The organism is Acinetobacter pittii ANC 4050 (genome assembly GCF_000399685.1).
GTDB lineage: Bacteria > Pseudomonadota > Gammaproteobacteria > Pseudomonadales > Moraxellaceae > Acinetobacter > Acinetobacter pittii_E.
Genome location: NZ_KB976987.1, coordinates 2222473 through 2247943, shown reverse-complemented (window position 1 = coordinate 2247943; position 25471 = coordinate 2222473). Strand labels below are relative to the sequence as shown.

The 25471-nt window shown below is 39.8% G+C and carries 22 protein-coding genes, 3 tRNA genes and 1 other RNA gene; 16 read left to right on the top strand and 10 right to left on the bottom strand.

Going from position 1 to position 25471, the window contains the following annotated elements; translation table 11 throughout:
* The 4 genes from F931_RS14345 to F931_RS14330 all read right to left on the bottom strand — a co-directional run bounded on the left by F931_RS14345 (position 1) and on the right by F931_RS14330 (position 3218).
* Positions 1-75, bottom strand: a tRNA-Gln gene (locus F931_RS14345).
* The gene (ispE, locus tag F931_RS14340; protein WP_016142032.1) at positions 74-907 is read right to left on the bottom strand and encodes a 4-(cytidine 5'-diphospho)-2-C-methyl-D-erythritol kinase; all 834 of its coding nucleotides are present in this window, start codon (positions 905-907) and stop codon (positions 74-76) included. The genes F931_RS14345 and ispE overlap by 2 nt, the downstream gene beginning before the upstream one ends.
* Before the next feature lie 18 nt (positions 908-925).
* Positions 926-1504 (bottom strand): lipoprotein insertase outer membrane protein LolB, encoded by a 579-nt coding sequence (lolB, locus tag F931_RS14335; protein WP_016142031.1) that lies wholly within the window; start codon positions 1502-1504, stop codon positions 926-928.
* A 4-nt stretch (positions 1505-1508) separates the two neighbouring features.
* Positions 1509-3218: a tetratricopeptide repeat protein gene (locus F931_RS14330; RefSeq protein ID WP_016142030.1), complete on the bottom strand. Its 1710-nt coding sequence runs from the start codon at positions 3216-3218 to the stop codon at positions 1509-1511.
* 88 nt (positions 3219-3306) lie between these two features.
* On the opposite strand from F931_RS14330, the gene hemA reads away from it, so the two are divergent.
* Complete coding sequence (hemA, locus tag F931_RS14325) at positions 3307-4590, top strand: glutamyl-tRNA reductase (RefSeq protein WP_016142029.1); 1284 nt, start codon at positions 3307-3309, stop codon at positions 4588-4590.
* Here hemA and dnaG read toward each other — a convergent pair.
* Positions 4587-6455, bottom strand: coding sequence for a DNA primase (dnaG, locus tag F931_RS14320; RefSeq protein WP_016142028.1), 1869 nt, complete (start codon positions 6453-6455; stop codon positions 4587-4589). The genes hemA and dnaG overlap by 4 nt on opposite strands.
* Before the next feature lie 157 nt (positions 6456-6612).
* Positions 6613-7776, bottom strand: coding sequence for an outer membrane protein assembly factor BamD (comL, locus tag F931_RS14315; protein WP_016142027.1), 1164 nt, complete (start codon positions 7774-7776; stop codon positions 6613-6615).
* Positions 7777-7847: 71 nt separating this feature from the next.
* Here comL and rluD point away from each other — a divergent pair, with 71 nt between their 5' ends.
* The 3 genes from rluD to F931_RS14300 all read left to right on the top strand — a co-directional run bounded on the left by rluD (position 7848) and on the right by F931_RS14300 (position 10387).
* Entirely contained in the window at positions 7848-8900 is a 1053-nt protein-coding gene (gene rluD / locus F931_RS14310; protein WP_016142026.1) for a 23S rRNA pseudouridine(1911/1915/1917) synthase RluD, read from the top strand.
* Between the two features lie 10 nt (positions 8901-8910).
* The gene (gene pgeF, locus F931_RS14305) at positions 8911-9648 is read left to right on the top strand and encodes a peptidoglycan editing factor PgeF (RefSeq protein WP_016142025.1); all 738 of its coding nucleotides are present in this window, start codon (positions 8911-8913) and stop codon (positions 9646-9648) included.
* 187 nt (positions 9649-9835) lie between these two features.
* Complete coding sequence (locus F931_RS14300; protein WP_016142024.1) at positions 9836-10387, top strand: flavodoxin family protein; 552 nt, start codon at positions 9836-9838, stop codon at positions 10385-10387.
* Between the two features lie 49 nt (positions 10388-10436).
* Here F931_RS14300 and smpB read toward each other — a convergent pair whose 3' ends face one another.
* On the bottom strand, positions 10437-10913 hold the full coding sequence (smpB, locus tag F931_RS14295; protein ID WP_002120348.1) for an SsrA-binding protein SmpB: 477 nt from the start codon (positions 10911-10913) through the stop codon (positions 10437-10439).
* Between the two features lie 134 nt (positions 10914-11047).
* Here smpB and coaD point away from each other — a divergent pair, with 134 nt between their 5' ends.
* From coaD to F931_RS14275, 5 genes are all read left to right on the top strand, one after another.
* The gene (coaD, locus tag F931_RS14290; RefSeq protein ID WP_005070938.1) at positions 11048-11539 is read left to right on the top strand and encodes a pantetheine-phosphate adenylyltransferase; all 492 of its coding nucleotides are present in this window, start codon (positions 11048-11050) and stop codon (positions 11537-11539) included.
* Position 11540: 1 nt separating this feature from the next.
* On the top strand, positions 11541-11804 hold the full coding sequence (locus F931_RS14285) for a YfhL family 4Fe-4S dicluster ferredoxin (protein WP_005070936.1): 264 nt from the start codon (positions 11541-11543) through the stop codon (positions 11802-11804).
* Positions 11805-11831: 27 nt separating this feature from the next.
* An RNA gene (gene rnpB, locus F931_RS21820) (RNase P RNA component class A) lies at positions 11832-12187 on the top strand.
* A gap of 64 nt (positions 12188-12251) precedes the next feature.
* Positions 12252-12328: transfer RNA gene (locus tag F931_RS14280), tRNA-Met, on the top strand.
* 148 nt (positions 12329-12476) lie between these two features.
* Positions 12477-13661: a porin gene (locus tag F931_RS14275; RefSeq protein ID WP_016142023.1), complete on the top strand. Its 1185-nt coding sequence runs from the start codon at positions 12477-12479 to the stop codon at positions 13659-13661.
* Positions 13662-13716: 55 nt separating this feature from the next.
* On the opposite strand, the gene yeaT is transcribed toward F931_RS14275, so the two are convergent.
* Positions 13717-14697, bottom strand: a complete 981-nt coding sequence (yeaT, locus tag F931_RS14270; protein WP_016142022.1) for a LysR family transcriptional regulator — start codon at positions 14695-14697, stop codon at positions 13717-13719.
* 103 nt (positions 14698-14800) lie between these two features.
* Between yeaT and yeaU the strand changes: the two genes are divergently transcribed.
* The 7 genes from yeaU (at position 14801) to F931_RS14235 (ending at position 22483) form a co-directional block, all read left to right on the top strand.
* Complete coding sequence (yeaU, locus tag F931_RS14265) at positions 14801-15913, top strand: tartrate dehydrogenase (RefSeq protein WP_016142021.1); 1113 nt, start codon at positions 14801-14803, stop codon at positions 15911-15913.
* 26 nt (positions 15914-15939) lie between these two features.
* Positions 15940-17586 carry a BCCT family carnitine transporter gene (gene yeaV / locus F931_RS14260; RefSeq protein WP_016142020.1) on the top strand — a complete coding sequence of 549 codons (1647 nt, stop codon included), beginning with the start codon at positions 15940-15942 and terminating at the stop codon, positions 17584-17586.
* Between the two features lie 11 nt (positions 17587-17597).
* Positions 17598-18572, top strand: a complete 975-nt coding sequence (locus tag F931_RS14255) for an alpha/beta hydrolase (RefSeq protein ID WP_016142019.1) — start codon at positions 17598-17600, stop codon at positions 18570-18572.
* 42 nt (positions 18573-18614) lie between these two features.
* On the top strand, positions 18615-19730 hold the full coding sequence (cntA, locus tag F931_RS14250) for a carnitine monooxygenase subunit alpha (RefSeq protein WP_016142018.1): 1116 nt from the start codon (positions 18615-18617) through the stop codon (positions 19728-19730).
* A 63-nt stretch (positions 19731-19793) separates the two neighbouring features.
* Positions 19794-21245 carry an NAD-dependent succinate-semialdehyde dehydrogenase gene (locus F931_RS14245; protein ID WP_016142017.1) on the top strand — a complete coding sequence of 484 codons (1452 nt, stop codon included), beginning with the start codon at positions 19794-19796 and terminating at the stop codon, positions 21243-21245.
* 47 nt (positions 21246-21292) lie between these two features.
* The gene (cntB, locus tag F931_RS14240; protein ID WP_016142016.1) at positions 21293-22249 is read left to right on the top strand and encodes a carnitine monooxygenase, reductase subunit CntB; all 957 of its coding nucleotides are present in this window, start codon (positions 21293-21295) and stop codon (positions 22247-22249) included.
* A 157-nt stretch (positions 22250-22406) separates the two neighbouring features.
* Positions 22407-22483, top strand: a tRNA-Met gene (locus F931_RS14235).
* A gap of 43 nt (positions 22484-22526) precedes the next feature.
* On the opposite strand, the gene F931_RS14230 is transcribed toward F931_RS14235, so the two are convergent.
* Together F931_RS14230 and F931_RS14225 are read right to left on the bottom strand one after the other, a co-directional pair.
* Positions 22527-23555, bottom strand: coding sequence for a hypothetical protein (locus F931_RS14230; protein WP_016142015.1), 1029 nt, complete (start codon positions 23553-23555; stop codon positions 22527-22529).
* The gene (locus F931_RS14225; RefSeq protein WP_005803179.1) at positions 23548-25173 is read right to left on the bottom strand and encodes an NAD+ synthase; all 1626 of its coding nucleotides are present in this window, start codon (positions 25171-25173) and stop codon (positions 23548-23550) included. The genes F931_RS14230 and F931_RS14225 overlap by 8 nt, the downstream gene beginning before the upstream one ends.
* Positions 25174-25471 lie beyond the last annotated feature (298 nt).

The following is a 25471-nucleotide window of genomic DNA, read 5'->3' as shown; positions in this document are numbered from 1 at the left end:
TGGCAGGGGCGGCTGGATTCGAACCAACGGATGCCGAGATCAAAACCCGGTGCCTTACCACTTGGCGACGCCCCTAACGTGTAACCTTAAAATGATTAAGAGGAGATTCTTTTAAACTATTTACCAAGTAAGATTTACATGGTGAATGCTTAAGAATTTCATCAATATTCATTTCATTCGTTACTTCAGTAAAAACACAAGCACCTGTACCTGTAAGCTTTGCTTGACCAAACTGATCTAAATATTGCATTGCTTCTTCTACTTCAGGGTATAACTGCCGAGCCAGTGGCTCAAAGTTATTTCCAAAATTAGAAGGCTCTAACTGATAGGCGCAAAATTTAGTGGTCTTAGAGTCTCTTGTCAATGTTTTTTGTGAAAAAAGCAATTGAGTGCTGATAAAACAATCAGGTTTTAAAATAATGAACTGTTTTTGATCTAAGTCTATGAATGATAAATGTTCGCCGATGCCTTCAGCCCATGCATTTTTACCATAAATAAAAATAGGAACATCAGCACCTAGCTTTACACCGTAGTCCGCAAGTTGTTCTTGGTTCAGGCCACATTCCCATAATTGATTTAACACAATAAGCGTGGTGGCGGCATTGGATGAACCACCGCCTAGACCCGCGCCCATTGGAATATTTTTTTCAATTTTGATGTCTAAACCACAAAACTGTTTTGCATGTGGCTTTAATATTTGAGCTGCCCGATAAATCAAATTTTCTTCAGGTCGAACTTCACTTAACCCATCAATTTCGATTTCTTCATTTGAAGTAGGCGTAAATGTCATCCAGTCATATAAATCAATAAGTTGGAAAATAGTTTGTAGCTCATGATAACCATTTTCGCGTCGGCCTGTAATATGTAAAAACAGGTTGAGCTTAGCAGGGGAAGGAACTCGAATCATAGATTTATATAATTGGACTTAGCGGTTTTGGATGACCATTGTAATACGGTTTTCTTTATCTTCAGCAAGAGCTTGCTTTAAAACCAGTTTGTTTGGCAAAGTTTGTTCACCATCGTAACTGAAATTCACGGTCCAGCCATCTTCAATGAGTTGGCTCACTCGATTTGCAGCATCTTTGGTAACTTGCGCATTTAATGTTGCGGGTTTTGCCAAAATCCAACTCGTTAAGTGCGTAATCGGTGCTTGCCAACCAGTTGCTCGCTCTAAAAGTTCTTCTGGAGAGGCAGCTGTAATAAGTCCTGTTTTAGCACTATTTAAAGTGACTTCGCCTGGTTTACCCTGAATTTGAGTTTTTCCAACGCCTAAAATACCGCTTAACTCGATATCAAAATTATCTTGCTGTTGAAGCCAAGTAAAAAAAGCACTACCAGTTTGCTGTGGTGTACGGACTCCAATTTTACCTTGTAAATTAAAGTGTTTTTCATCTTGAACTTGTTGGGTAACCACAGGTTTAGGTTGAGTAAAATGCTGACAACCGGTTAGAAATAATACACTTGATCCACAGATCGCTGTGCACAGTTGGGCAAATTTGCTCATATATTTAACTCTTTTTTGCAGATGTAGGTAAAATTAACGCATCAAGCTGTTGTAATTGTGGATCATTGGCATGTTTTTGTTTCAGTTGTTGTAACACTGCGCTAAATTGAGTGAGTGACCCTTGCATATACAAAGCTTTAGCATAACGAACGCCGATATTTATATTATGGCTAAGTTCATAGGCTTTGCCTAAGGCTTCCGCCGCAGCTTCATAATCATTCTGTAAAAATGCAATATAGCCTAGCGTATCAAGGATTGAGGCTTGTTCAGGGGCATATTCCAGAGCTTGCTCCGCATATTGACGTGCTTCTTTTAACCTACGGTTTTGTAGAGCTAAGGTATAAGCATATGCGTTTAGATACGTTGGGCTGTTAGGCTCAAGCTGTAATAATTGCTTTAATGTTTTGTCGAGTTTGTCGCGGTCCGTATATGGATCAAGTAATAAAACTTCTGCATAAATCAGTTCTGGATCATCCGGTAAGTTTTTTATAGCTTCATCTAATAAATTTAATGCAGCTTTTTTATTGCCCATTTTCTTTAAGATTTCAGCTTGGGCTTGATATAAAAAACTTGCATGTTGGGGATAATTTACTCGTTCTTGAGTAAGGAACCGTAAAGCATCGTGTAAATTTTCTTGTTTATCATATATTGCAATCAGATTGCGTCTTGATACCACGTATAAACTACCATCAACTAAACGATAGTAAGCTTTTGCAGTTTCATAATGCTGTTTACGTTCTGCATTAATCGCTAAGTAGTAATACGCTTCATTTTGGTATTTAGCCGAGTTGCGTAGGTCAACAAGATATTGTTCTGCTTTGTCATATTGCTTTAAATCAATACTCGTTAAGCCTGCAATAAATAACGCTTCTTCAGCTTGAGGGTGAGTTTCTATAATTTTTTCAAGTTTTTCTAACGCAAGCTCAGATTGGTTAATTTGTATGAGATAGCGGATTTCAGCTAAACGAATATCTAAATTTTTCTTATTTTTACGGCTTGATTTTGCATACCATTTAAGAGCACCTTCTTGATCACTAAGAGCGATAAGTAGGTTTGCTTTCATTAAAATAAAGCTGGTTACTTTAGGACGTCGGCGTAAGGCTTTGTTAATGTTGGTTAGCGCAGTTTGTAATTGACCATTTTGCGCTTCTAAATTGGCGATGAGCGCTAAGATAGAAGGATTGGCTTTTTCTGCGCTCGAGCGTAAAGCTGTTAATAAGACCTCTCGATCTTGTGCATTTTCTGGGGCAATGCTGGCTAAAATCTGTTCTAGATCAGCAGTGGGATCTATCTTTAAAATTTTATCTAATGTCTCAGCAGCAAGCTGATATTCGTGTGTTTTTAAAGCAATATGTGACAAATAGAATAAAGCAGGTACATCTTTGGGTTCTTGAGCGACCCAATGTGTAGCAATATTTAACGCAGCTTGTAAATCATTATATTCAAGTGCAACGTCTAAAGCTCGCTGCTTAATTGAGGTAGAGTTGCTTTTAATTGCGAGCACTGTGTAATTGTGCAAAGCGTTTGGAATATCGTCATAAGCTAGCGCAAATTCAGCAACCATGGATTGCTCTAATGCCTGATCAAACGAATGCACGGCATAGGTCTCTTGCACAGGACGCGCATAGACATATGAGGACATGCTACCTAACAATAAGAATGTGGTAGAATACTGTCTTATCGAAGCACCGTTAAAATTAATACGGCTATTCATTTGACGCAATTTTTATTGATCCAAAGTAATGCTTTTTATGACACCGATGTTGCACAATAGCATAAATTTAGCGAAATGATGATCTGATATGTCTTTCTTTGCATTGGGTGTCAACCATCAAACAGCTTCTGTAGAACTCCGCGAACAAATTGCTTTCAATGCAGAGCGATTAAGTCGTTTGCTTGCCGAACAACGCCACCACCAGAACCTAAAGGATTTGGTGGTCGTCTCGACCTGTAACCGTACAGAAGTTTATGCCATGGCTGAAAATGCCGAAAGCCTTCTAAAATGGTTAGCCGATGCCAATAATATTGATGTAAAGCAGTTAATTCATCATGTTTATCGTTACGAGAACACGCAGGCAATTACACATTTAATGCGAGTAGCGAGTGGTCTAGACTCTCTTATGCTAGGTGAGCCGCAAATTTTAGGGCAAGTTAAAAGTGCTTTAGCATTGTCTAAAGAAGCCCAAACGGTCTCTCCTGAATTGAACAGTATTTTTGAATATGCTTTTTATGCTGCCAAACGTGTACGTTCCGAAACTGCGGTAGGTAGTCATGCTGTTTCAATGGGTTATGCGGTTGCACAACTGGCTTTACAGGTTTTTAGTAAGCCTGAAAAACTTACCGTAATGGTGGTTGCGGCGGGTGAAATGAATAGCTTGGTGGCTAAACATTTGGCTGAAATGGGTGTTGCGAAGATTATTATTTGTAATCGTAGCCGTGAGCGCGCTGATCAGTTGGCTCAGGAAATTGCACATCAGGTTGAAGTTGAAATTATTGAGTTTTCAGCATTAGCAGAGAATTTATATCGTGCTGATGTTGTGTCGAGCTGTACTGGTAGTTTATACCAAGTTATTGCTTATTCTGATGTTAAGACCGCATTAAAAAAACGTCGCTATCAACAAATGTTGATGGTTGATTTAGCCGTGCCACGTGATATAGATCCTAAAGTTGAAGCACTTGATGGGGTCTATTTGTATGGTGTGGATGATTTACAAAGTGTGATTGATGAGAACCTCGCTCAACGTCGTCAGGCGGCAGTTGAAGCGGAAGTGATGGTGAATCAATTAGCGACTCAGCTTATTACTCATCAAAAGGTTAAAGAAGCTGGTAGCACCATTCATGCTTACCGCCAACATAGTGAAGAGATTAGTCAACAAGAGCTTACGCATGCATTAGAGGCTTTGCATCATGGTGAAAGTGCTGAACAGGTATTACAGCAATTTGCCCACCGTTTGACGCAAAAACTTATGCATCCTACCTCGATATTACTACGTGAAGCTGCTAAAGCAGAAAATCCTGATTATTTTGAATGGCTACAACAGCATTTACAGGATGTGTTTGATCATGAGCGTAAACCAAAACATTAAGACAACAGCTTTAAGCTAATTTGTTTTGTTAACTCATTGAGTTGTTGTCTTAGATTTCTTGATTCAATTAAAGAAATTGGCGATTTAAGTTTTTGACGTAAATATCTTTCTTGCAGACTTAATGAATATTCTTTGGCTAATTTGTCAGCTACTTCAGGAGCCTGTGTTAATGCTTGAATGTTTGTTCTTTGCATAATATCGGCGATTTCATGACAGTAACTACTACAAGCACCAAGCACATAATAAGTTGCCAGCTCTTGGTCATCTGGTAAATCATCAAAAATACGATTTAAGATAGCCAGTACTTTAGCCAATAATTCATCTTGGTGAATATAGGCCCGTAATCCTTCAAAATGAATATAAAGAAAAGGATGATGCATTAAAATTGCTATCGCAAAGTCTTCATCTTTTGTATGAATGTTAAATGAGAGCGAAGCATCGTGACTGATTTGTGGGGTAAAACGTTTACCAAGTCCGAGTTTTTCACGGAAAGATTGAGTAAGTAAGTAACGGAACGAACCTTGTTTAGGTAAGAGTTCAGTCAGCTCCCTGAGTTCTCCCATGACTAAACTTTTCCCTTCAGGTGTACTGATATCGTGTTGACCTGTTAAGTGCGCAAACACAAAATCGGATAGAAGAGGGGACTGTTGTAATAATTTTTGGAAATTTTCGAGCCCTTCTCGACGGATCAGAGAGTCGGGGTCATGATCATTCGGTAGAACAAAAAATTTAAGTTCACGGCCATCATTAAGAAGTGGTAAAGCAATTTCTAAAGTTCTGCGCGCTGCTTTTTGACCTGCTGCATCACCATCGAAAGCAATGGTAATACGGCTATTTTGTTTAAATAGAATATTAAGATGTTCTGTATTACTTGCAGTCCCTAAAGTTGCTACGGCCCCTGTAATGCCATATTGCTGAAGCGCAATAACATCCATATAACCTTCGACCATTAACCAATCGCTAGATTTAAGTTTTCTACCTTCATAAAGCCCATAAAGTAGCTGATTTTTGTGGAAGACTTCTGAATCTGGTGAGTTAATATATTTGGGTTTGATTTCATCATTTAATGCACGCCCACCAAAACCAACGACTCGACCTTTAGGGTCGCGAATTGGGAAAATAACGCGGTCACGTAATAGGTCAAAATCACGCCCATTATCGCTCGAGCGGATAAGCCCAAGTTGTTTTAAGCCGTCAATGTCATAGGGAAAGGCTTTTTCTAGGTGCTGCCAGTCTTCTGGAGCATAGCCTAAGCGCCAAAATTGAATCGTCTGATTGGTTAATCCACGCTGTTTAAAGTAATTTTTTGCCTTTTGGCTATGAGGTAATTGTTGTTCATAGAACTGAGCAACATTTTCCAGTAAGTCATATAAATTACCTTCTTGAACTGGTTCATCAAAGCTAAACGGCTGTTCGAACTGAGCAAAAGGGTCATCGAAAAATACTGGTTCAAGCGTGTTGTAACTTTCATCTGATGGCTGCTGTGGAGTTACAGGCTCAGCCGTATTTGTTTTAGCAACAGGTGGCTTGGTAACCTGACGGGTATAAGAGAGTTTTTTATTTTCAGTATTATCTTTAGGTAATTCAATTCCCGTACTACTCGATAATTCTTTCATTACCTCTATAAAGTTTCGGTTATCGATATCCATGAGAAAACGGATTGCATTTCCGTTAGCTTGACAACCAAAGCAGTGATAATACTGCTTGTCACGGTAGACATGGAACGATGGTGTTTTTTCTTGATGAAATGGGCAACAGCCGGAATATGTACGTCCGGTCTTTTTCAGTTTCACACGTTGACCAATCAGATCGACAATATCTGTGCGATCTAGAATTTGATCAATCGTATGTTGTGGAATTGCCATAATTCAGATAACCGTATTAAAACTTGATGAGACAGTAAGTCAGAATATTCTGACATGATGAATCGAGATATGCCCAATAAATATTTTATTATTTTATAAAAACAAACAGGCAAGTGATATCACTTGCCTGTTTGTTGATGTTTTTTAAAGCTTAAACTTATTGAGCAGCGTCATCCGCACCTTGAGTTGCTTCATCTGATTGCACATCAGTTGAAGCCTCAGTAGAGGTTACCGCTGGCGCAACAGTTGTATTTTCTGCTGCTTGTTGCTCAGGTTTGTCTAATAGGCCGAAGCTTAAACGGTTTGTCCAACTGCGTTCAGACTTAGGCGCTTCAACAGGTGTTTGCTCTGGTGCTTCAGCTTCTTCTTTATCTGAATTGCCAATTAAACCAAAGCTAACACGATTGAGGAAACCACGTTTTGGAGCTTCTGCTTCAGTTGTGCTCTCTGGTGTTGCAGCAGTCGATTCACGACCGAAAATACCCAAAGTTGCACGGTTAATCCAGTTGCCTTCTTTACGGGCAGCACGCATGTTAACTGTGCCGTCTTTTTTCACAAGGCTTGGGTAATTAAGCTTTAAAACTTCAATATATTGTTGTGAAGTCGCTTTATCACCTAATTTGTCATAGCTATATGCCAAAGTCGCTAAAGCTTCTGGAACTTGAGGCGTTTGTGGGTAGTGTTCAATAACCCATTGTGAACGTTCCGCAGCGGCGATCCAAGCTTTACGTTTAACGTTGAAGCGAGCAGCAGTCATTTCATTTTCAGCAAGTTCTTGCCCAATGAATTTCATACGCTGAGCAGCATCAACAGAATATTGGCTGCTTGGGAAACGGCGAATTAAATCAACAAAGTTTTGATACGCAACTTTTAAATAACTCACATCACGATGTGACTGTTGCAAAGAGGTATAGCGCATCAAACTGTCGTAGTTTTGCTCCATATTGGCAACAGCACGAACATAATAAGCATAATCCACATTTGGATGTTGAGGATTTAAACGAATAAAACGTTCTGCTAAGGCAATCGCGCCTTCATAATCTTTTTGTTTAAATTTCGAATATAGAAGTTCAAGTTGTGCTTGTTGTGCGTATTGTCCAGTCGGATAATAGGTATCGATTGCCTCTAAAGACTTGGTCGCATCAAGATATTGACCGCGGTCAAGCGACTTTTGGGCTTTTTCGAAGTAAGCTTGTTCACTAGATTGAGGGCCAGTATCGACCACTTCTTTTTTACTTGGATTGCTGCTACAGCCCACAAATGCAGACGCTACACCTAAAGATAAGGCAAGCATCGTAATTTTATAACGTGGTAGCGACATAAAAACTCCTCTGTTATGTTGGGCAATGAGCTACAATTGCGCTATTAAACCACTTTTATCTCAATGATCAAATGACTTCAGCACAATCTTCAAACACAAACTTCTCTGAAACCGACTTCAATTTACTTGAAGATTCTGAGGATGCAGATAACCATACTTCTGATACAACTGCAACACGTTTATCGTTGCAAGTTCAGCTAGATGAAACCTATCTGGGACAACGTATCGACCAAGTAGCGGCCTTGGTGTGGAGCGAGTTTTCACGTGAAAAGCTCAAGCAATGGTTGAAGGATGGCCATCTGTTGGTGAATGGTAACATCGTCAAGCCTAAGCACCGTTGTGAAGGAACTGAGTTGCTTACGCTCGAAGTAGAGCTTGAAGCTCAGACAACGAGTCAACCTGAAAATATTCCCCTTAATATTGTCTATGAAGATGATGATATTTTAGTCATTAATAAACCAGTAGGCATGGTGGTACATCCAGGAGCAGGCAATAGTTCTGGAACTTTAGTGAATGCTTTGCTTTACCATGCTCCAAAATTGGCAGAACTTTCGCGTGCTGGTTTGGTACATCGTATTGATAAAGATACCAGCGGCTTACTGGTTGTTGCTAAAACATTAGAAGCTCAATTTTCTTTAAGCAAACAGTTGGCGAATAAATCGGTTTACCGTGTATATGACTTGGTTGTTTATGGAAATATTATTGCTGGCGGTACGATTGATGAACCAATCAAACGTCATCCCGTAGATCGTGTAAAAATGGCAATTTTACCGGGTGGGCGAGATGCAGTAACTCATTACAATGTAAAAGAACGGTTTAAAGATTTTACCCGTGTACAAGCGCGCCTTGAAACAGGTCGAACACATCAGATCCGTGTGCATTTTAGTTATATTGGTTACGGTTTGATTGGTGATCAGGTTTATATGAATCGTGTGCGTGTGCCAGCTGGTGCATCTGAATTACTGATTGAAACTTTACGCGGTTTTAAACGTCAAGCATTGCACGCAGCTAAATTAGGATTAAAACACCCTCGTACTGGTGAAGAAATGCTGTTTGAAGCGCCGTGGCCTGAAGACTTTACACATTTAGTGAATGTGTTACGTTCAGAAAACGCTGCATATTAAGGACGTGCATATGGAATTTGTTCAAGGTTTACCTCAAGGCGTATTTGTAGGGCAGACACGTATTCAGCATCCTTTGGCATTGCCAACAGATCAGGTTGAGTTATCTGGCTTTAATTTGGCTTTACATGTCAAAGATGAGGCACAACGTGTTCAACAACATCGAATGATATTGTTAGATGAGTTTGCGAAATTCGGTGTTAAAAAAATGACATGGATGACTCAAACGCACAGTACGATTTGCCATACTGTCAATGAACAAATTCCTTTTAAAGCTTTAATTGGGGATGGTTTAGTTACTCAAACGAAAGGTCATGCTTTAATGATGATGACGGCCGATTGCTTACCTGTCGTGTTAGGTAATGCCGAAGGTACCGAAATCGCTAATTTGCATGCGGGTTGGCGCGGTTTAGCTGGTGGTATTATTGAAAATACAGTTACGGCTATGCAAAATCCTCCAACTTGGGCATGGTTAGGAGCTGCAATCAGTCAACCTTGTTTTGAAATTGGAGTCGAAGTAAAAGCTGCCTTTTGCGATAAATATCCAGAGTTGGAAACAGCTTTTGTTGAGGGGGTGGGTCCCAATAAATTTCATGCAGATTTATATGCCATTGCACGCTTTATTTTGCAACATTTAGGTGTGCAACGAGTCTTAGGTGGAGATCAATGTTCTTATCAACAGAGTAATGAATATTTTTCTTATCGTCGCGAAGCGAAGACTGGGCGTATGGCCACGTTTGTTTTTATGTAAGTTTTAAGAATTACTCTAAAAACTCTCTTATTTTTATATCCGCTAAAACTAAGAGAGTTTTTTATTTAATTTAAAAATATTCCTATAGGGTGCGGTAGGGAAGGTTGTATTTCATATTTATAGATGAAGGTTTAGCAAGCACTAATAAAATGATAAAATAGAAAAAATCGCTCAAAATTTTAATCTTATGTCTTTGCCTGAAAAACATCTCTCAATTGTTTACCACAGTCCATATGGTCATACCGCGAAGGTAGCTGCTGCTATTGCTGCTGGTGCAGAGGTGATGGGGGTAAAAGTGCATCTAATGAATATTGAACATATTGACTGGGATGCGCTTGATGCATCGCATGGTATTATTTTTGGCTCGCCTACCTATATGGGAAGTATGACTGCTGACTTTAAAAAGTTTATGGACAGTACTTCTAAACGTTGGAAAGAGCGTTTATGGCAAGGCAAGCTTGCGGCTGGATTTGCAAATTCAGGTGGGTTAAGTGGCGATAAACTTGCGGTATTACAACAGTTAAATATTTTTGCGATGCAACATGGCATGCTTTGGTCGGGCTTACCTCTAATGACGACAGGTCATGGTGAAAAAGATTTAAACCGGTTATCGAGTTGTTTAGGTTTAATGACACAGTCAGATAATGCGCCTGTTGAAATTACTCCCCCACAAGGCGATTTAGATACTGCAAAATGGTTTGGCGAGTATATTGCTGGTCTTTTATATAGATTAAATTAATAAACTTTACGATGTAAAAAAGCCTCTAAGAAAGAGGCTTTTTATTTAATTACTTATGAAATATACGAGCTTTATCACGTTGCCAATCGCGATCTTTTTCAGTCGCACGTTTGTCATGAAGCTGTTTACCTTTCACCAGAGCAATTTCAAGTTTAACCAAGTGACCTTTCCAATAACATGCTAAAGGAACACATGAGTAACCTTTTTGGTTCACTGAACCTGTTAGCTTTTCTAGTTCTCGGCGTGATAATAATAATTTACGTGTACGTGTAGCTTCAGGTACTACATGAGTAGACGCCGAAAGGAGCGGTTGAATTTGTGCACCAAATAAAAACGCTTCACCATTCTTAAAAATGACATAACTTTCTGTCAAACTCATGCGACCAGCACGTAAAGACTTTACTTCCCAGCCGAGTAAAGACATACCAGCTTCAAATTTTTCTTCGATAAAATAATCATGACGGGCACGTTTATTTTGTGCGATGGTTCCGCCATTATGTTTCTTTACTACTGTTGCTTTCGCCATAATTCAAACTTCCACAATTGCCTCTATTGTGCCGTAAACTGATGCTAAGGTGAAGTTTTTCCTGCACGTCAATATTTCGCCTCATGTATAACTTTTGCTAAAATAGGTTCACAATACAATTAGAGTACTAGCGGATGTCTAAAACGCGTGTAATTTATCCTGGAACATTTGACCCCATCACGAATGGACACGTTGATTTAGTTACTAGAGCATCAAGAATGTTTGATGAGGTTGTAGTAGCAATTGCAATTGGACATCATAAAAACCCTTTGTTCAGTTTAGAAGAGAGAGTTGAACTGGCCCAAACCTCATTAAGCCATTTATCAAATGTGGAATTTGTTGGTTTTGATGGTTTGCTTGTTAATTTTTTCAAAGAGCAAAAGGCAACAGCAGTACTTCGTGGTTTAAGAGCAGTTTCTGATTTTGAATATGAATTTCAACTTGCCAATATGAACCGTCAACTTGACCCACATTTTGAAGCAGTATTTTTAACACCATCTGAGCAGTATTCATTTATTTCTTCGACATTGATTCGGGAAATTGCTCGTTTAAAAGGGGATGTAACCAAGTTTGTTCCGCAAGCTGTGGTTGAGGCCTTTGAACGTAAACATCAACAAGGTTGGTAACGTGTCGCTATATATTACCGATGAATGCATAAACTGTGATGTTTGTGAACCAGTTTGCCCAAATGAAGCTATTTTCATGGGTGAGGTGATTTACGAAATTCATCCAGATTTATGCACTGAATGCGTTGGTCATCATGACCAGCCGCAGTGTCAGTTATTTTGTCCAGTGGACTGTATTCCTAAAGATCCGCAACATGTGGAAACGGAAGATGAGCTATTCGACAAATATAAAAAATTAATTGCTCAAAAAAGCACAAGCAATTAGTAAATAAATTTGTTAATATGCGCCCCTGAAGTGAGCTGGATGGTCGCTGCTGTGGAGGTCTTCGTGACTGAAGCAGGGGAGGAAAGTCCGGGCTTCATAGGGCAGGGTGCCAGGTAACGCCTGGGCGGTGAAAGCCGACGGAAAGTGCAGCAGAGAGTAGACCGCCTCATTCGTGAGGTAAGGGTGAAAGGGTGCGGTAAGAGCGCACCGCGTGTCTGGTAACAGTTCACGGCATGGTAAACCCCACCAGAAGCAAGACCAAATAGGAATCCTGAGGTACGGCCCGTACTGGATTCGGGTAGGTCGCTTGAGCGTATGAGTGATTGTACGCCTAGAGGAATGACCATCCTCGACAGAACCCGGCTTATAGGCTCACTTCACCTCATTTTATTTAAAATTTTTCTTGACGTGCGTTAAAGAAGTTAAGATAATGCGCGCACAGTTTTCGGCTATGTAGCTCAGTTGGTTAGAGCACCGCACTCATAATGCGGGGGTCACAAGTTCAAGTCTCGTCATAGCCACCATTTTATAGACCACGCTCCTGCGTGGTCTTTTTTTATGCTCACTTTTTGATTAAACACAGTTTGTAAAGACCGACTTTATAGTTATGGCATTGTTTGTCTAGACCAATTTCTTCATGTTCTTATAAAACTTAACAAGGATGTTGAAGACATGAAAAGGTCATTATTATTTTTAGGAATTTTAAGTTTAACCGCGGGAGTAGAAGTCTCTGCGGCCGATTTAAGTTGGGGAGATTCAACTTTAGATTCAGGTCAGTTTAAAGTTTCTGGCGCCGTGCGTTCCCGCTATTTGCATAAAGATTATGTAGTTGATGCAAATGAAGGTTCTCAAAATGATGACTGGCGATTAACTGATATTAAATTAGTGCTAGGTTATGAGAATCCAGATTGGATTGCAGGTGCGGATGCCCGTTGTTATCAATATGATCGCTTATGTGATGCGATTTTCCTAAAAAAAGCATGGGTGGGTTATAAGTTATCTGACCAGCAGAGAATCACGGCAGGTTTGCAACCCGTTGATTTTGGCTTTGGCGAATTTTGGGGCAGTAGTTACTACGAAACGCTTTTAAATACAGTCGGTTTAGAAGACATCGATAATCTAGGGATCAAATATAAATTTGCAGATAATAAATATAATTTAACTTTAGGTTTCTATCCAACTGATGGCGGAAATTATAAAGGAACTTCAAAAGACTCAAGCAGATATAGCGGTAATTTCGTTGAAGCTGATGATTTAACCACAGGAACTAATATTGAAGAAAAGAATATGTGGATTGCTCGAGCGTCTAGAAAATTTGAGCTTGATAAGACACAAAATTTTTCGACCGAGTTAGGTGGTTCAGTTTGGTACTCTGATTTAGAAAATAAAAGAACTGATGAGGATGGTCATCGTAAGTCATGGAACGTTTTTGCTCAAACGCAATATCAAGCATGGCAATGGATGTTCTTAGCTGGGAAGCAAGATGTCACGAATGGCGATAATTTATTTCCAAATAGCTCAACCATTGGAGCATTTGATTATCCATATCAAGTTGCTAATAAGGGTAAATATTTGGTCAATGAAATTAACTATACGTTTGCTCAGCCATTCCACAAACTTGAAAATATTAAACCTTATATCTCTCATAGCCGCTTCTTTAAAGATGAGGATGGCTATAAAGACTCTGAACGCTTAATTGCAGGCGTTTATTTTAATTACAAAGCCATTGGTATTCAGGGTGAATACATTATGAGTAAAAATGATCCAATGGTTGGCGGTGGGGCTGATGGCCTTGCACAAGGTAGCAGTAATGATTGGGATAAATTATTTTATCTTTCAATTGGGTACTATTTTTAAAATTTAAAAGCAATTTATTGCCCTAAGTGAATAGGCCTCACTTAGGGCTTTTTTTTCATAGAAAGACTTTTTCAGGCGGTGGTTCTCGTTTAACTGCTGGAGAAATGAGTTGCCCTCGGTTTAGGTTTTGAACATGCTGTAAACGATTGAGTAGCTCGTTTTGAATAAACAAAATACAAGTCTGTAATTTAGATGAGCTTTTAAGCCGTGATGGATAAACCGCCCAAATATCTGCATCTTGCCAGTACTCAGGTAAAATATGCTGAAGTTGGCCTGTAATCAACTCATCTGCAACATCCCAAATTGACCGGAAAATAATACCGTGACCTTCTATGGCAAGCTGATGAATAATCTCGCCGTTATTTGAAACAAAACGGGGTTTGATATGTACGGAGACATCTTCAGAAGCATGCCTAAATTTCCAGAGTACCGAGGATTGATCGCGTTCACTAATCGTTAAGCAGTCATGTGATTGTAAATCTTCAATGCTGTCAGGTACGCCATGTTTAAGTAAATAGCTTGGCGATGCACATAAAATCCGAAAATTGGAAGCCAGCTTCTTTGCAATCATATTCGGCGCAATTTCATTACCAATTCTAATGTCCAAATCGATACTGTGTTGAATTAGGTCTTTGGTATTGTCGATGGTGTCAAAATGAATTTGGAGCTTTGGATAAAGCATCATTAATTTAGACAGAATTGGTGCGATATGCTTTCTGCCAAAACCAAAGCTACTAATAATATCCATACGACCTGTAGGCGTACTCAGCGGGTTATTGACCAGTTCACAGACTTCATCAAATTCTTCAAGAATATTTGAAACTCTCTCAAGGATGAGTTTGCCATCTTCCGTTAAGCTAACATGACGCGTGCTGCGATGAAAGAGTTTGCAGCTTAACGTGTTTTCTAAAATATTAATTCGCTTGCTAATAAAAGCTGGCGATGTCCCAAGTTCCTCAGCAGATTCGACAAAACTTTTTAGTTTGGCGACTGTGCAAAAAACCTTTAAATCCGATAGGTTAGGTAGATTGTTCACGATCCGTGTCCATTGGAGTGATAGTTCTGTTGTTGATCATTTTTGCTTAAAACATCATGTTTAAGCCATACAAGGATATTAGTCGAAGGTGTGAAGGAAGCTTATGGCAAAAAGATATAAAGTTGCCACGATTGCAGGCGATGGCATTGGTTTAGAAGTTCTACCAGAAGGCATTAAGGTTGTAAAGGCAGCAGCAGAGAAGTACGGCATTGAGCTTCAGTTAGATGCTTTCGATTGGGCAAGCTGTGACTACTACCTTGAGCACGGCAAAATGATGCCAGATGACTGGTTTGAAACTCTACAGGGCTATGATGCAATCTACTTTGGTGCTGTAGGCTGGCCAGATAAAGTGCCTGATCATATTTCGCTTTGGGGTTCATTGCTCCAGTTCCGTCGTGGTTTTGACCAATATGTGAATTTACGTCCAGTGCGCTTAATGCCGGGTGTGAAATGTCCATTGGTAGGTAAAAAACCAGGCGATATCGATTTTTACGTGGTTCGTGAAAATAGTGAAGGTGAATATTCAGCCATTGGTGGTAAAGCTTTTGAAGGAACAGACCGAGAGTTTGTTTTACAAGAAGCAGTATTTACACGTCATGGCGTAGACCGAATTTTGCGTTATGCATTTGAGTTTGCAAATCAGCGTGATGCGAAAAAAATTACAGCAGCGACTAAGTCCAATGGTATTGCAGTTAGCATGCCGTACTGGGATGAACGCGTTGATGCGATGGCAAAACAATATCCACAAATTCAGGCTGATAAACAGCATGTTGATATTTTAGCGGCTCGTTTTGTTTTACAACCTGAACGTTTTGATGTGGTTGTGGCATCTAATTTATTTGGTGACATCCTTTCCGATTTAGGTCCTGCATGTACAGGAACCATTGGTTTGGCTGCTTCTGCAAATTTAAACCCAGAAAGAAAATTTCCATCATTGTTTGAACCTGTACATGGTTCAGCACCAGATATTTACGGTAAACAAATTGCCAACCCAATCGCTGCGATTTGGTCGGGTGCCATGATGTTCGAGTTCTTTGGCGAAGATGATGAACGCTGCATTCAAGCAGGTCAGGACATTATGCAGGCGATTGAGAATGTATTAATTAATGGGCCAAAAACAGCCGATATCGGCGGTCAGGCAAAAACTTATGAGGTAGGAGATGCAATTGCATCGTGTGTAGCCCAAACTAAAATGGACGTGTTCGCTATGGAATAACGCCATCCAAAAATGGATGTAGGGATATGGATAATCAAAACACAAAAATTTATACGGATAAAGTTCTTGCCGTAACCAGCTTACTGTTTGTATTTATTTCAGTTGCTGGTTTGGCGATTTATTCGCAAGAGTCGATAAAGATTGCTGCAACATGGATGCAGTGGACGACATCGGTATTTACAACCCCAGTATTACTGTTTGCTTTTTTAGCCATTATTTTTACTTTTGGTCTAGCTTTTAGTAAATACGGCAAAATTAAACTCGGTGAAGGAAAGCCTCAATACACTACGATGTCATGGATTTTTATGTTCATCTTGTCGGGTATCGGGTCTTCTACATTGTACTGGGGCTTTTTGGATTGGGCTTACTATTATCAAACTCCGGGTCTGAGCTTACCGCCTGAGTCAGCAGAAGCATTGAAATATAGCGTGGCTTACTCGTTTTTTCACTCAGGTTTAAGTGCGTGGGCAATTTATGCTTTGGCATCAATTTCTTTGTGCTACAGCTATCATGTGAGAAAAAATAAAGGCTTAAGTTTGGCTTCTGTGATTGAAGCAGTGACAGGCTTTAAATCAACCGGCGTGGTTGGGCGTTTAGTCGACCTTATGTTCTTGCTTTGCATGTTTGGTGCATTGACGATTTCATTAGTACTCACCGCCGTGACATTTACCAATATTTTGTCTCAGCTCACAGGTATTCCAAATACCTTTATGACTAAAGTCATCATTATTTTGGCAGTTTCGGTTCTGTTTGCACTCAGTTCTTATGTCGGTATGGACAAGGGCATGCAGCGTTTAAGCCACATGGTGTGCTTGGGTGTAGTGCTATTTGCAATTTATGTACTTTGCTTTGGTCCGACTCAATTCATTTTGAATAATTCATTAATGAGTTTCGGGTTAATGGCAACCAACTTTGTCGATATGAGCTTGTTTACTGACCCAATGGGTGACGGCAAGTTTACTCGTGAATGGACTGTTTTCTACTGGTTATGGTGGATTTCATATGCACCGGGTGTGGCACTGTTTGTAACGCGTGTTTCTAAAGGTCGTACCATTAAAGAAGTGATCTTTGCCATGGTAATTGGTGGCAGTGTCGGTCTTTGGTTCATCTTTGGTGTGTTTGAAAACTACAGTGTTTATAGCTTTATTCATGGGGCTGTAAATGTACCGCAAATCTTAAGCCAACAAGGTGGAGAGGTTGCGATTGGACAGTTACTCAGCCTGTTACCTGCTGGAAAGCTGATGATGTGGATTTTCCTCGGCATTATGGTGGTGTTCTTGGCAGCACACATGGATGCGGTCGGGTATGCGGTTTCAGCAACATGTACACGTGGTTTAAGTGAAGGACAAGATCCATCACCAAATGCGCGTCTGTTCTGGTGTGTCATGCTGACTTTAGTTCCGATTGCCATGATCTTTAGTAAGGCACCTTTAGACACCATGAAAACGGCGACCATTGTGACGGCTTTACCATTCATCGTGATTATTCTGATTCAAACCTATGGTTTAGTGAAATGGCTGATTCAGGATTATGCCAAAGTCCCATCGCATTTAATTGAGCAACAAGGTTATGATGATGCAGAAATTGGTTTAAACCAGTCTCAAGATGAACATACAAAACGGATGCAGCTTGAGCTAGCAAGCTCAATCAAACTGGATAGAAAAACCAGCTAGAGGGAATGGTAATGACTACATGTGAACAGACCACGTATGTTTTAAGTGAAGAAATGCAAAGCCTAGTGTACTGGAGCAGCATTTATTCACCAGCAGATGCGGATATTGACTCAGTCCGTGCGGCCTATGACGCGATGTGTCGACACTACACTTTGCCACGTGATGGCAAGATTGAAGTGGAAGACCGAGTTGTTGCAAATGCAGAACATCCGGTACCTGTTCGTATCTATTCACCAAAAACTAAACAACCTGAAGCTGGTTGGCCGTGTGTGTTGTATTTGCATGGCGGTGGCTGGATGGACGGTGGACTCGATTCACATGAGTTTATTACCAGTTATTTATGTCAGGACTTAAATGCAGTTGTCATTGGTGTGGATTACCGCATGGCACCAGAGCATCGTTTTCCAGCAGCTTTTGAAGATTGTTTAGCAGTCTATCAATGGCTTAAACAACATGGTTCTGAGTGGCAGATTGATGGCGGAAATATCGTTCTAGCAGGCGATAGCGCAGGCGGTAACTTAGCAGCAGCTCTTGCAGTGTATTTACAGCATAGTGGTTTGCAAGCTCAAGGTCTGGCTTTGGTTTATCCGTGTTTAACTACAGCACTTGATACACCAGCCGCACAAAAGCATGCCCATGCGCCGTTATTAACAACTGAAGATATGCATTTTTATTTAAAGGAATATGCACCTAACTCACAAGATTGGCAGGATTTACGTCTAGCGCCTTTGTTGGCAACGGATTTTTCAGATATGCCTGCCAGTTTTGTAGCCGTTGCAGAATACGACCCTTTAAGTGATGACGGTTATTTCCTTACCCAAAAATTGGAACAAGCAGGTATCCCTAACGAGTTCCATTTAGGCAAAGGTTTATTACATGGCAGTTTACGTCTCATGCGTGATTGCCCTGAAGTTCAACAGTTATATCAAAACATGCTGAGTGCGATACACCGCATGTTTGGCAGTGTTGAAAAGACATCAATTTAATATCGAGTCATTTGGACGAAAAGAATTTAATGGAGTAAAAACATGAGTGCAGTTGAAAAATTACCTGAAGATTTTTGTGCAAACCCAGATGTTGCATGGACTTTTCCTAAAGTTTTCTATACTTCATCGCAAGTTTTTGAGCATGAGAAAGAAGCAATCTTTGCTAAAAGCTGGATTTGTGTTGCACATGGCAGTGAATTAGCACAACCGAATGACTATATTACCCGTAAAGTAATTGGTGAAAATATTGTCATCATTCGTGGTAAAGATAGCGTTTTACGTGCGTTTTATAATGTGTGTCCGCATCGTGGTCACGAGCTTTTAAGTGGCAGTGGTAAAGCAAAAAATGTAATTACTTGCCCATACCATGCTTGGACTTTCAAGCTAGATGGTAGTTTAGCTTTGGCACGTAACTGTGATCATGTCGAATCTTTTGACAAAGAAAACTCAAGCATGGTGCCTTTAAAAGTTGAGGAATATGCAGGATTTATTTTCATTAATATGGATGAAAATGCAACTTGCGTAGAAGACCAACTTCCGGAATTTGCTGAACGTTTAAATCAAGCATGTAGCGTAATTAAAGATTTGAAATTGGCAGCACGTTTTGTGACAGAAACGCCGGCAAACTGGAAAGTAATTGTTGATAACTATCTAGAGTGCTATCACTGTGGACCAGCGCATCCTGGCTTTGCTGACTCGGTACAAGTTGATAAATATTGGCACACAACACATCAAAACTGGACATTGCAATATGGCTTTGCTCGCTCATCTGAGAAGTCATTTAAGCTTGATCCATCGGTCACTGATCCTGAGTTTCATGGTTTCTGGACTTGGCCTTGCACAATGTTCAACGTACCACCGGGCAGCAACTTCATGACTGTGATCTATGAATTTCCAGTTGATGCAGAAACGACTTTGCAACATTACGATATTTACTTCACGAACGAAGAACTTACTCAAGATCAGAAAGATTTGATTGAGTGGTATCGCAATGTATTCCGCCCTGAAGATTTGAACTTGGTCGAAAGCGTACAACGTGGTTTGAAATCACGTGGTTATCGCGGTCAAGGCCGTATTATGACTGATAAACAACGCTCTGGAATTAGTGAACATGGTATTGCTTACTTCCAACATTTAGTAGCGCAGCATCATAAATAAAACAAATGGATTTATTCAGGTGTAAAGATGACTTACACCTGATTCTTCAGTTAGGAAGATGATATGTCGAGTTTACAAAGCACAGAATTATTTCAGCAACACGCCTATATTAACGGACAATGGTTAGCTGCACAGTCAAATGCAACGGTTCCGGTAAGTAACCCAGCCACAGGTGAAGAAATTGGTACAATTCCAAATATGGGAGCGGCTGAAGCTACACAAGCGGTTGAGGCTGCTTATACTGCTTTACAAAGTTGGAAAGCTTTAACGGCTCAAAATCGTGCAGATATTTTATTGGCTTGGTACAAACTTGTTCTCGATCATACCGATGAACTTGCTTTAATCATGACCATTGAGCAAGGAAAACCTTTGGCAGAAGCGAAAGGTGAGGTGCGTTATGCAGCATCATTTATTCAATGGTTTGCCGAAGAAGGCAAACGTATTTATGGCGATGTGATTCCAACCGTCAATAATCAGCAGCGTTTTATTATTAGTAAAGAACCTGTGGGTGTTGTGGCTGCGATTACGCCATGGAATTTCCCAATCGCTATGATTACCCGTAAAGCAGCTCCCGCTTTAGCAGCAGGATGTACGGTTGTCATTAAGCCAGCGAATGAAACGCCTTACTGCGCGTTAGCGATTGCGAAACTTGCAGAAAAAGCAGGTATTCCAGCTGGTGTGCTTAATGTTGTGACCGGTAAATCTCAAGAAATTGGCTCTGTATTTACTTCACATGAAAAAGTGAAGAAATTAACCTTTACGGGTTCAACGCCAGTGGGCCGCTTATTAATGCAGCAGTGTTCAAGCACTATTAAAAAGTTGGCGCTTGAGTTAGGCGGTAATGCACCACTGATTGTGTTTGATGATGCCGATTTGGATAAAGCTGTACAAGGCGCGATTTTTGCCAAGTTCCGTAATGCGGGCCAAACTTGCGTTTGTGCTAACCGTATTTATGTACATGACAATATTTACCAAGCTTTTGCCGAGAAGTTTGTACAAGAAGTACAAAAGTTTAAAGTCGGTAATGGACTTGAAGATGGTGTGCAAATTGGTCCGTTAATTAATGAAAAAGCAGTTTTGAAAGCACAACAGTTAATTGATGATGCATTAAGTAAAGGCGCTAAGGTAGCTTGTGGCGGCAAACAGCATGCTTTAGGGCAAACCTTCTATGAACCATCAGTTTTAACAAACGTTGACCGTACAATGGAAATTGTCCAAGAAGAAATTTTTGGTCCAGTTGCACCGCTCATTCGTTTTACAGATGAAGCAGATGTCGTTGCTCAAGCCAATGACACTATCTTTGGTTTGGCCGCTTATGTTTATAGCGAAAATATTTCACGTTTATGGCGAGTGTCAGAACAGCTTGAATATGGGATGGTCGGTATGAATGCTACAGCAATTTCAAATGAAGTTGTACCATTTGGCGGTGTGAAGCAATCAGGCGTTGGGCGTGAAGGCTCAAAGTATGGTCTTGAAGAGTTCATGACCATTAAATACATGTGTTTAGGGCTTTAAGGATAAGCCCTAACAATAAGAATATGCGGTAAAAGAAGGATTCTAATATGGCGAGTCATTATGAAATGTTCCCGGCGGTTGTTACTCATGTGGAGCAGCTAACCCCTTTAATCAAACGGTTTACGTTCAAACGTCAAGATGGGCAGAACTTTCCTCGATTTAGTGGGGGAAGCCATATTATTGTCAAAATGAATGAACAGCTTTCAAATGCATATTCATTGATGAGTTGTACACAAGACCTATCGACTTACCAAGTCTGCGTTCGTAAAGATGTGGAAGGTAAGGGTGGTTCAGTGTTTATGCATGATCAGTGTAATGAAGGCTGTGAAATTCAGATTTCAGAACCAAAAAATTTATTTCCATTAGCCGAAACAGGCAATAAACATATTTTAATTGCAGGTGGAATTGGCATTACACCATTCTTACCCCAAATGGATGAGCTTGCAGCACGCGGTGTTGATTTTGAGCTACATTATGCTTATCGCTCGCCTGAACATGCCGCTTTGTTAGATGAGCTAAAGCAGAAACATGCCGAGCATGTATTTAGCTATGTTGACTCAGAAGGTTGCACATTGAATTTGGATGAATTGATTTCATCGCAACCTAAAGGCACACATGTCTATGTATGTGGGCCTAAACCCATGATTGATTCGGTAATTGACTGTTGTAACAAGCATCGTTATCGCGACGAGTACATTCATTGGGAACAATTTGCGTCAACAGTTCCTGAAGATGGGGAAGCTTTTACGGTTGTACTTGCTAAGTCTAATCAGGAAATTGAAGTACAAAGTAATCAGACGATTTTACAAGCCATTGAAACGTTAAATATTGATGTGGAATGCTTATGTCGCGAAGGCGTATGCGGTACATGTGAAACTGCCATTTTAGAAGGTGAAGCAGATCACTTCGATCAATACTTAAGTGATGCCGAAAAGGCTTCGCAGAAGAGTATGATGATTTGTGTATCGAGAGCTAAAGGTAAAAAATTAGTATTAGACCTTTAATATATTTCTGTGGCCGATCAATTGTTTAAAGCAAAAAATTGCTAAAAAAAGAACAAATAATGATGATCTGAATCTTATTTGTTCAATTGATGGGCATTAAGGGTTTTTACCTATTGACCTGCTATACAGAACTATAGATAATGCGCACACAGTTTACGGCTATGTAGCTCAGTTGGTTAGAGCACCGCACTCATAATGCGGGGGTCACAAGTTCAAGTCTCGTCATAGCCACCATTTTAAAAACCACGCTCCTGCGTGGTTTCTTTTTATCTATTTTTTACTCATTAAAATGTTTTTCAATCATATCGAGTGTTTTGGGACTTTGATAAAACGGAGCTAAAAGCGCTTGAAGCAAGGGTTCTAAAATACCGTGTTCATTAAAGGCATCCATCACCTTCGGATAAAAACGTAAAGCTTCAGTTTGTAAGTCGTTTTCGGTTAAACCAATCTCACTTAATACTTCAAATAAACTCTGATCTTTATAAAAGTCATAAAAAACTTCTACGCCATACAAAATCAGATCTTGCATAAATTGCGATTGGCGTAATTCTTTCCAGTACTCATAAATTAAAACAAAGAACTCCTCAACATCGAGAGGAGTGAGCTGTTTCATAAACTCATACATTTTTTTATATCTAATATCTTCCCAAACATGGCGCACTAGACTTTCTAAATCTTCGCTCGATAAAAGACTTAATTCTGTAAGTTGCTCGTGAATAAAGCCGGCAATCCAAGTTTCAAGCTTATGCTCAAGGCGTTGTTGTTGTAAAAATGAGAATTTTTTGAGCTTATGTTGCCATTCAAAATGGTAGTCATCCACTCTAGATGTTGTTAGAAATTTAGGTAATTTTTGTTCTAAGGTGGAAGTTGCAATGTATTGGCAAAGTTGCTGTACAGAAGGGCTGGTTCTTAAAAACTGATTGACATAATGAGGAATATGTTCCATTTCCAAAAATTTGGAGAGCCACATTTCAAATTGATGGTCAGAGACCAAGTCCTGTAGCTGAATTGGAGACTTCATGGCAGCTAGATAAATACGCTGTGCAATTTCCCCAATAAACTCAAGTAAACCGGCCCCTAGCTGCATTTCAAAAGCATATCGTTTTACAACGGCTTGTAGTTGTTCTAAATCAACAACCTCATGGAGCTTGATTTCATCGGCATGTTGCATAAACAGTTGAATGAACTGCTGGAAATAAATAGGTGAGTTTTCTATAGATAATTGTTTTTTGAAAAATTCCACCTGCTCAAGCAAAAGTGCTTGAGCAAGTGCTGTAGTTTTTGATGAGTTTTTCTGCTCAGTCATTCGCTGTCCAACCGTTGACAATCGGATAACGTCGTTCGCGACTAAATGCGCGAGAAGTAATTCTCGGGCCAATCGCACCTTGACGACGTTTGTACTCATTACGATCAACTAAACGGATGACTTTTTCAACAACTTCTTTATCAAAACCTTTGGCAATAATGTCGGCCTGACCTAAATCTTCTTCAATGTATGCGTACAGAATGGCATCCAATACATCATAAGCTGGCAAAGAATCTTGGTCTTTTTGATCTGGACGAAGTTCTGCTGAAGGTGGACGAGTAATAACACGCTCAGGAATCACAGGCGTTTCACTTAAGCTATTACGGTATTTTGCTAATTCAAATACGATAGTTTTATAAACATCTTTTAGAACCGCAAAGCCACCAACCATATCGCCATAAAGCGTACAGTAGCCAACTGAAAGTTCAGATTTGTTCCCTGTAGCAAGGACTAAATTACCAAACTTGTTTGATAAGCCCATAAGCAATGTGCCACGAGCACGCGCTTGTAAATTTTCTTCCGTAGCATCAGCTGGTGAATTACCAAAGAAAGGATACAAGGTTTGCATGAAGCTATTTACGATTGAGTGAATTTCAGCAATACCGAAAGTTACACCCATACGACGAGCTTGTTCTGCTGCATCTTCTACACTAATCTGAGAGGTGTAGGTGTAAGGCATCATTACAGCTTGGACTTTTTCAGCACCGATCGCATCAACAGCAATTGCGAGTGTGAGGGCAGAGTCGATACCACCAGAAAGACCCAAAATTACACCAGGAAATCCTGAACGTTCTACATAGTCACGAGTTGCCATGACTAAACCTTGATAGATCTCGGCAAACGTTTCTAATGCAGGAGCAGACTCAGTGACTTTATATAACTTTGTATCACGGTCAAATTCAGCAATATAAATGTCTTCTTTAAAGCTCGGTGCTTGTAAAGCAATTTCACCATTTTGATTGCTGACAAAACTTGTGCCATCAAAAATTAAATCGTCTTGTCCGCCCACTTGGTTAACGTACACAATATTTAGGTGAAGTTGTTTTGCAAGTTCACTTAAGGTCTGTATGCGGTGCTGTGGTTTGCCGACTTCATATGGTGATGAGTTGAGTACAAGAACCGTATCAACATTTAATTGGCTTAACTGTTTGACCGTATTAATTGACCAGATATCTTCACAGATTAATACACCAAACTTATGCCCAAGATATTCAAAAACTAAGTGCTGATGGCCTTTTTGGAAATAGCGTTTTTCATCAAAGACGCCATAGTTTGGTAAATTGTGTTTATTAAAAACACCCAAAACTTGACCGTCTTTCATGACAGCAGCAGAATTATAACGTTGACCATCTTCTGTCTGGTTCACAAATCCGAAAACCATAACAATATCTTTAACTTCGGCAAGTTGTGCAAAAGCCTTTTGCATACGTTTATTTAAATTTGGACGTAACAATAGGTCTTCAGCCGGATAACCAATAACAGAAAGCTCGGGAAAAATAATCAGGTCAGCGTCTTGTTTTTTCGCCTGATTTACTTGCTCAATCATCTTTTGGGTGTTTGAGTCAATATTGCCAATATGCGGAGAAAACTGAGCAAGGGCAACTTTAAAACTTTTCATTCAAACCTAATCCTAGATCATAACGAATATAGATACACACAGTGTTGATTTTTATGGATATAATTTTTCAACGATGTGTATGATACGATAGTAAACAATTAAAATAGTAAACAAAAATGTCAAGATCAATAATATATACCAATCCCATATTTTCTGCGTAAAAATAACGAGATTTTCTGTATAGAATAGAAACAGGCTTCATTATTTTTATTGTTTGTATACTGCCTTATTACAAGCTAATTTGGAATAAGTCTGTTCTATTTTTTTCAATAATTTGAATTAAGTAAGCCTACTTTTA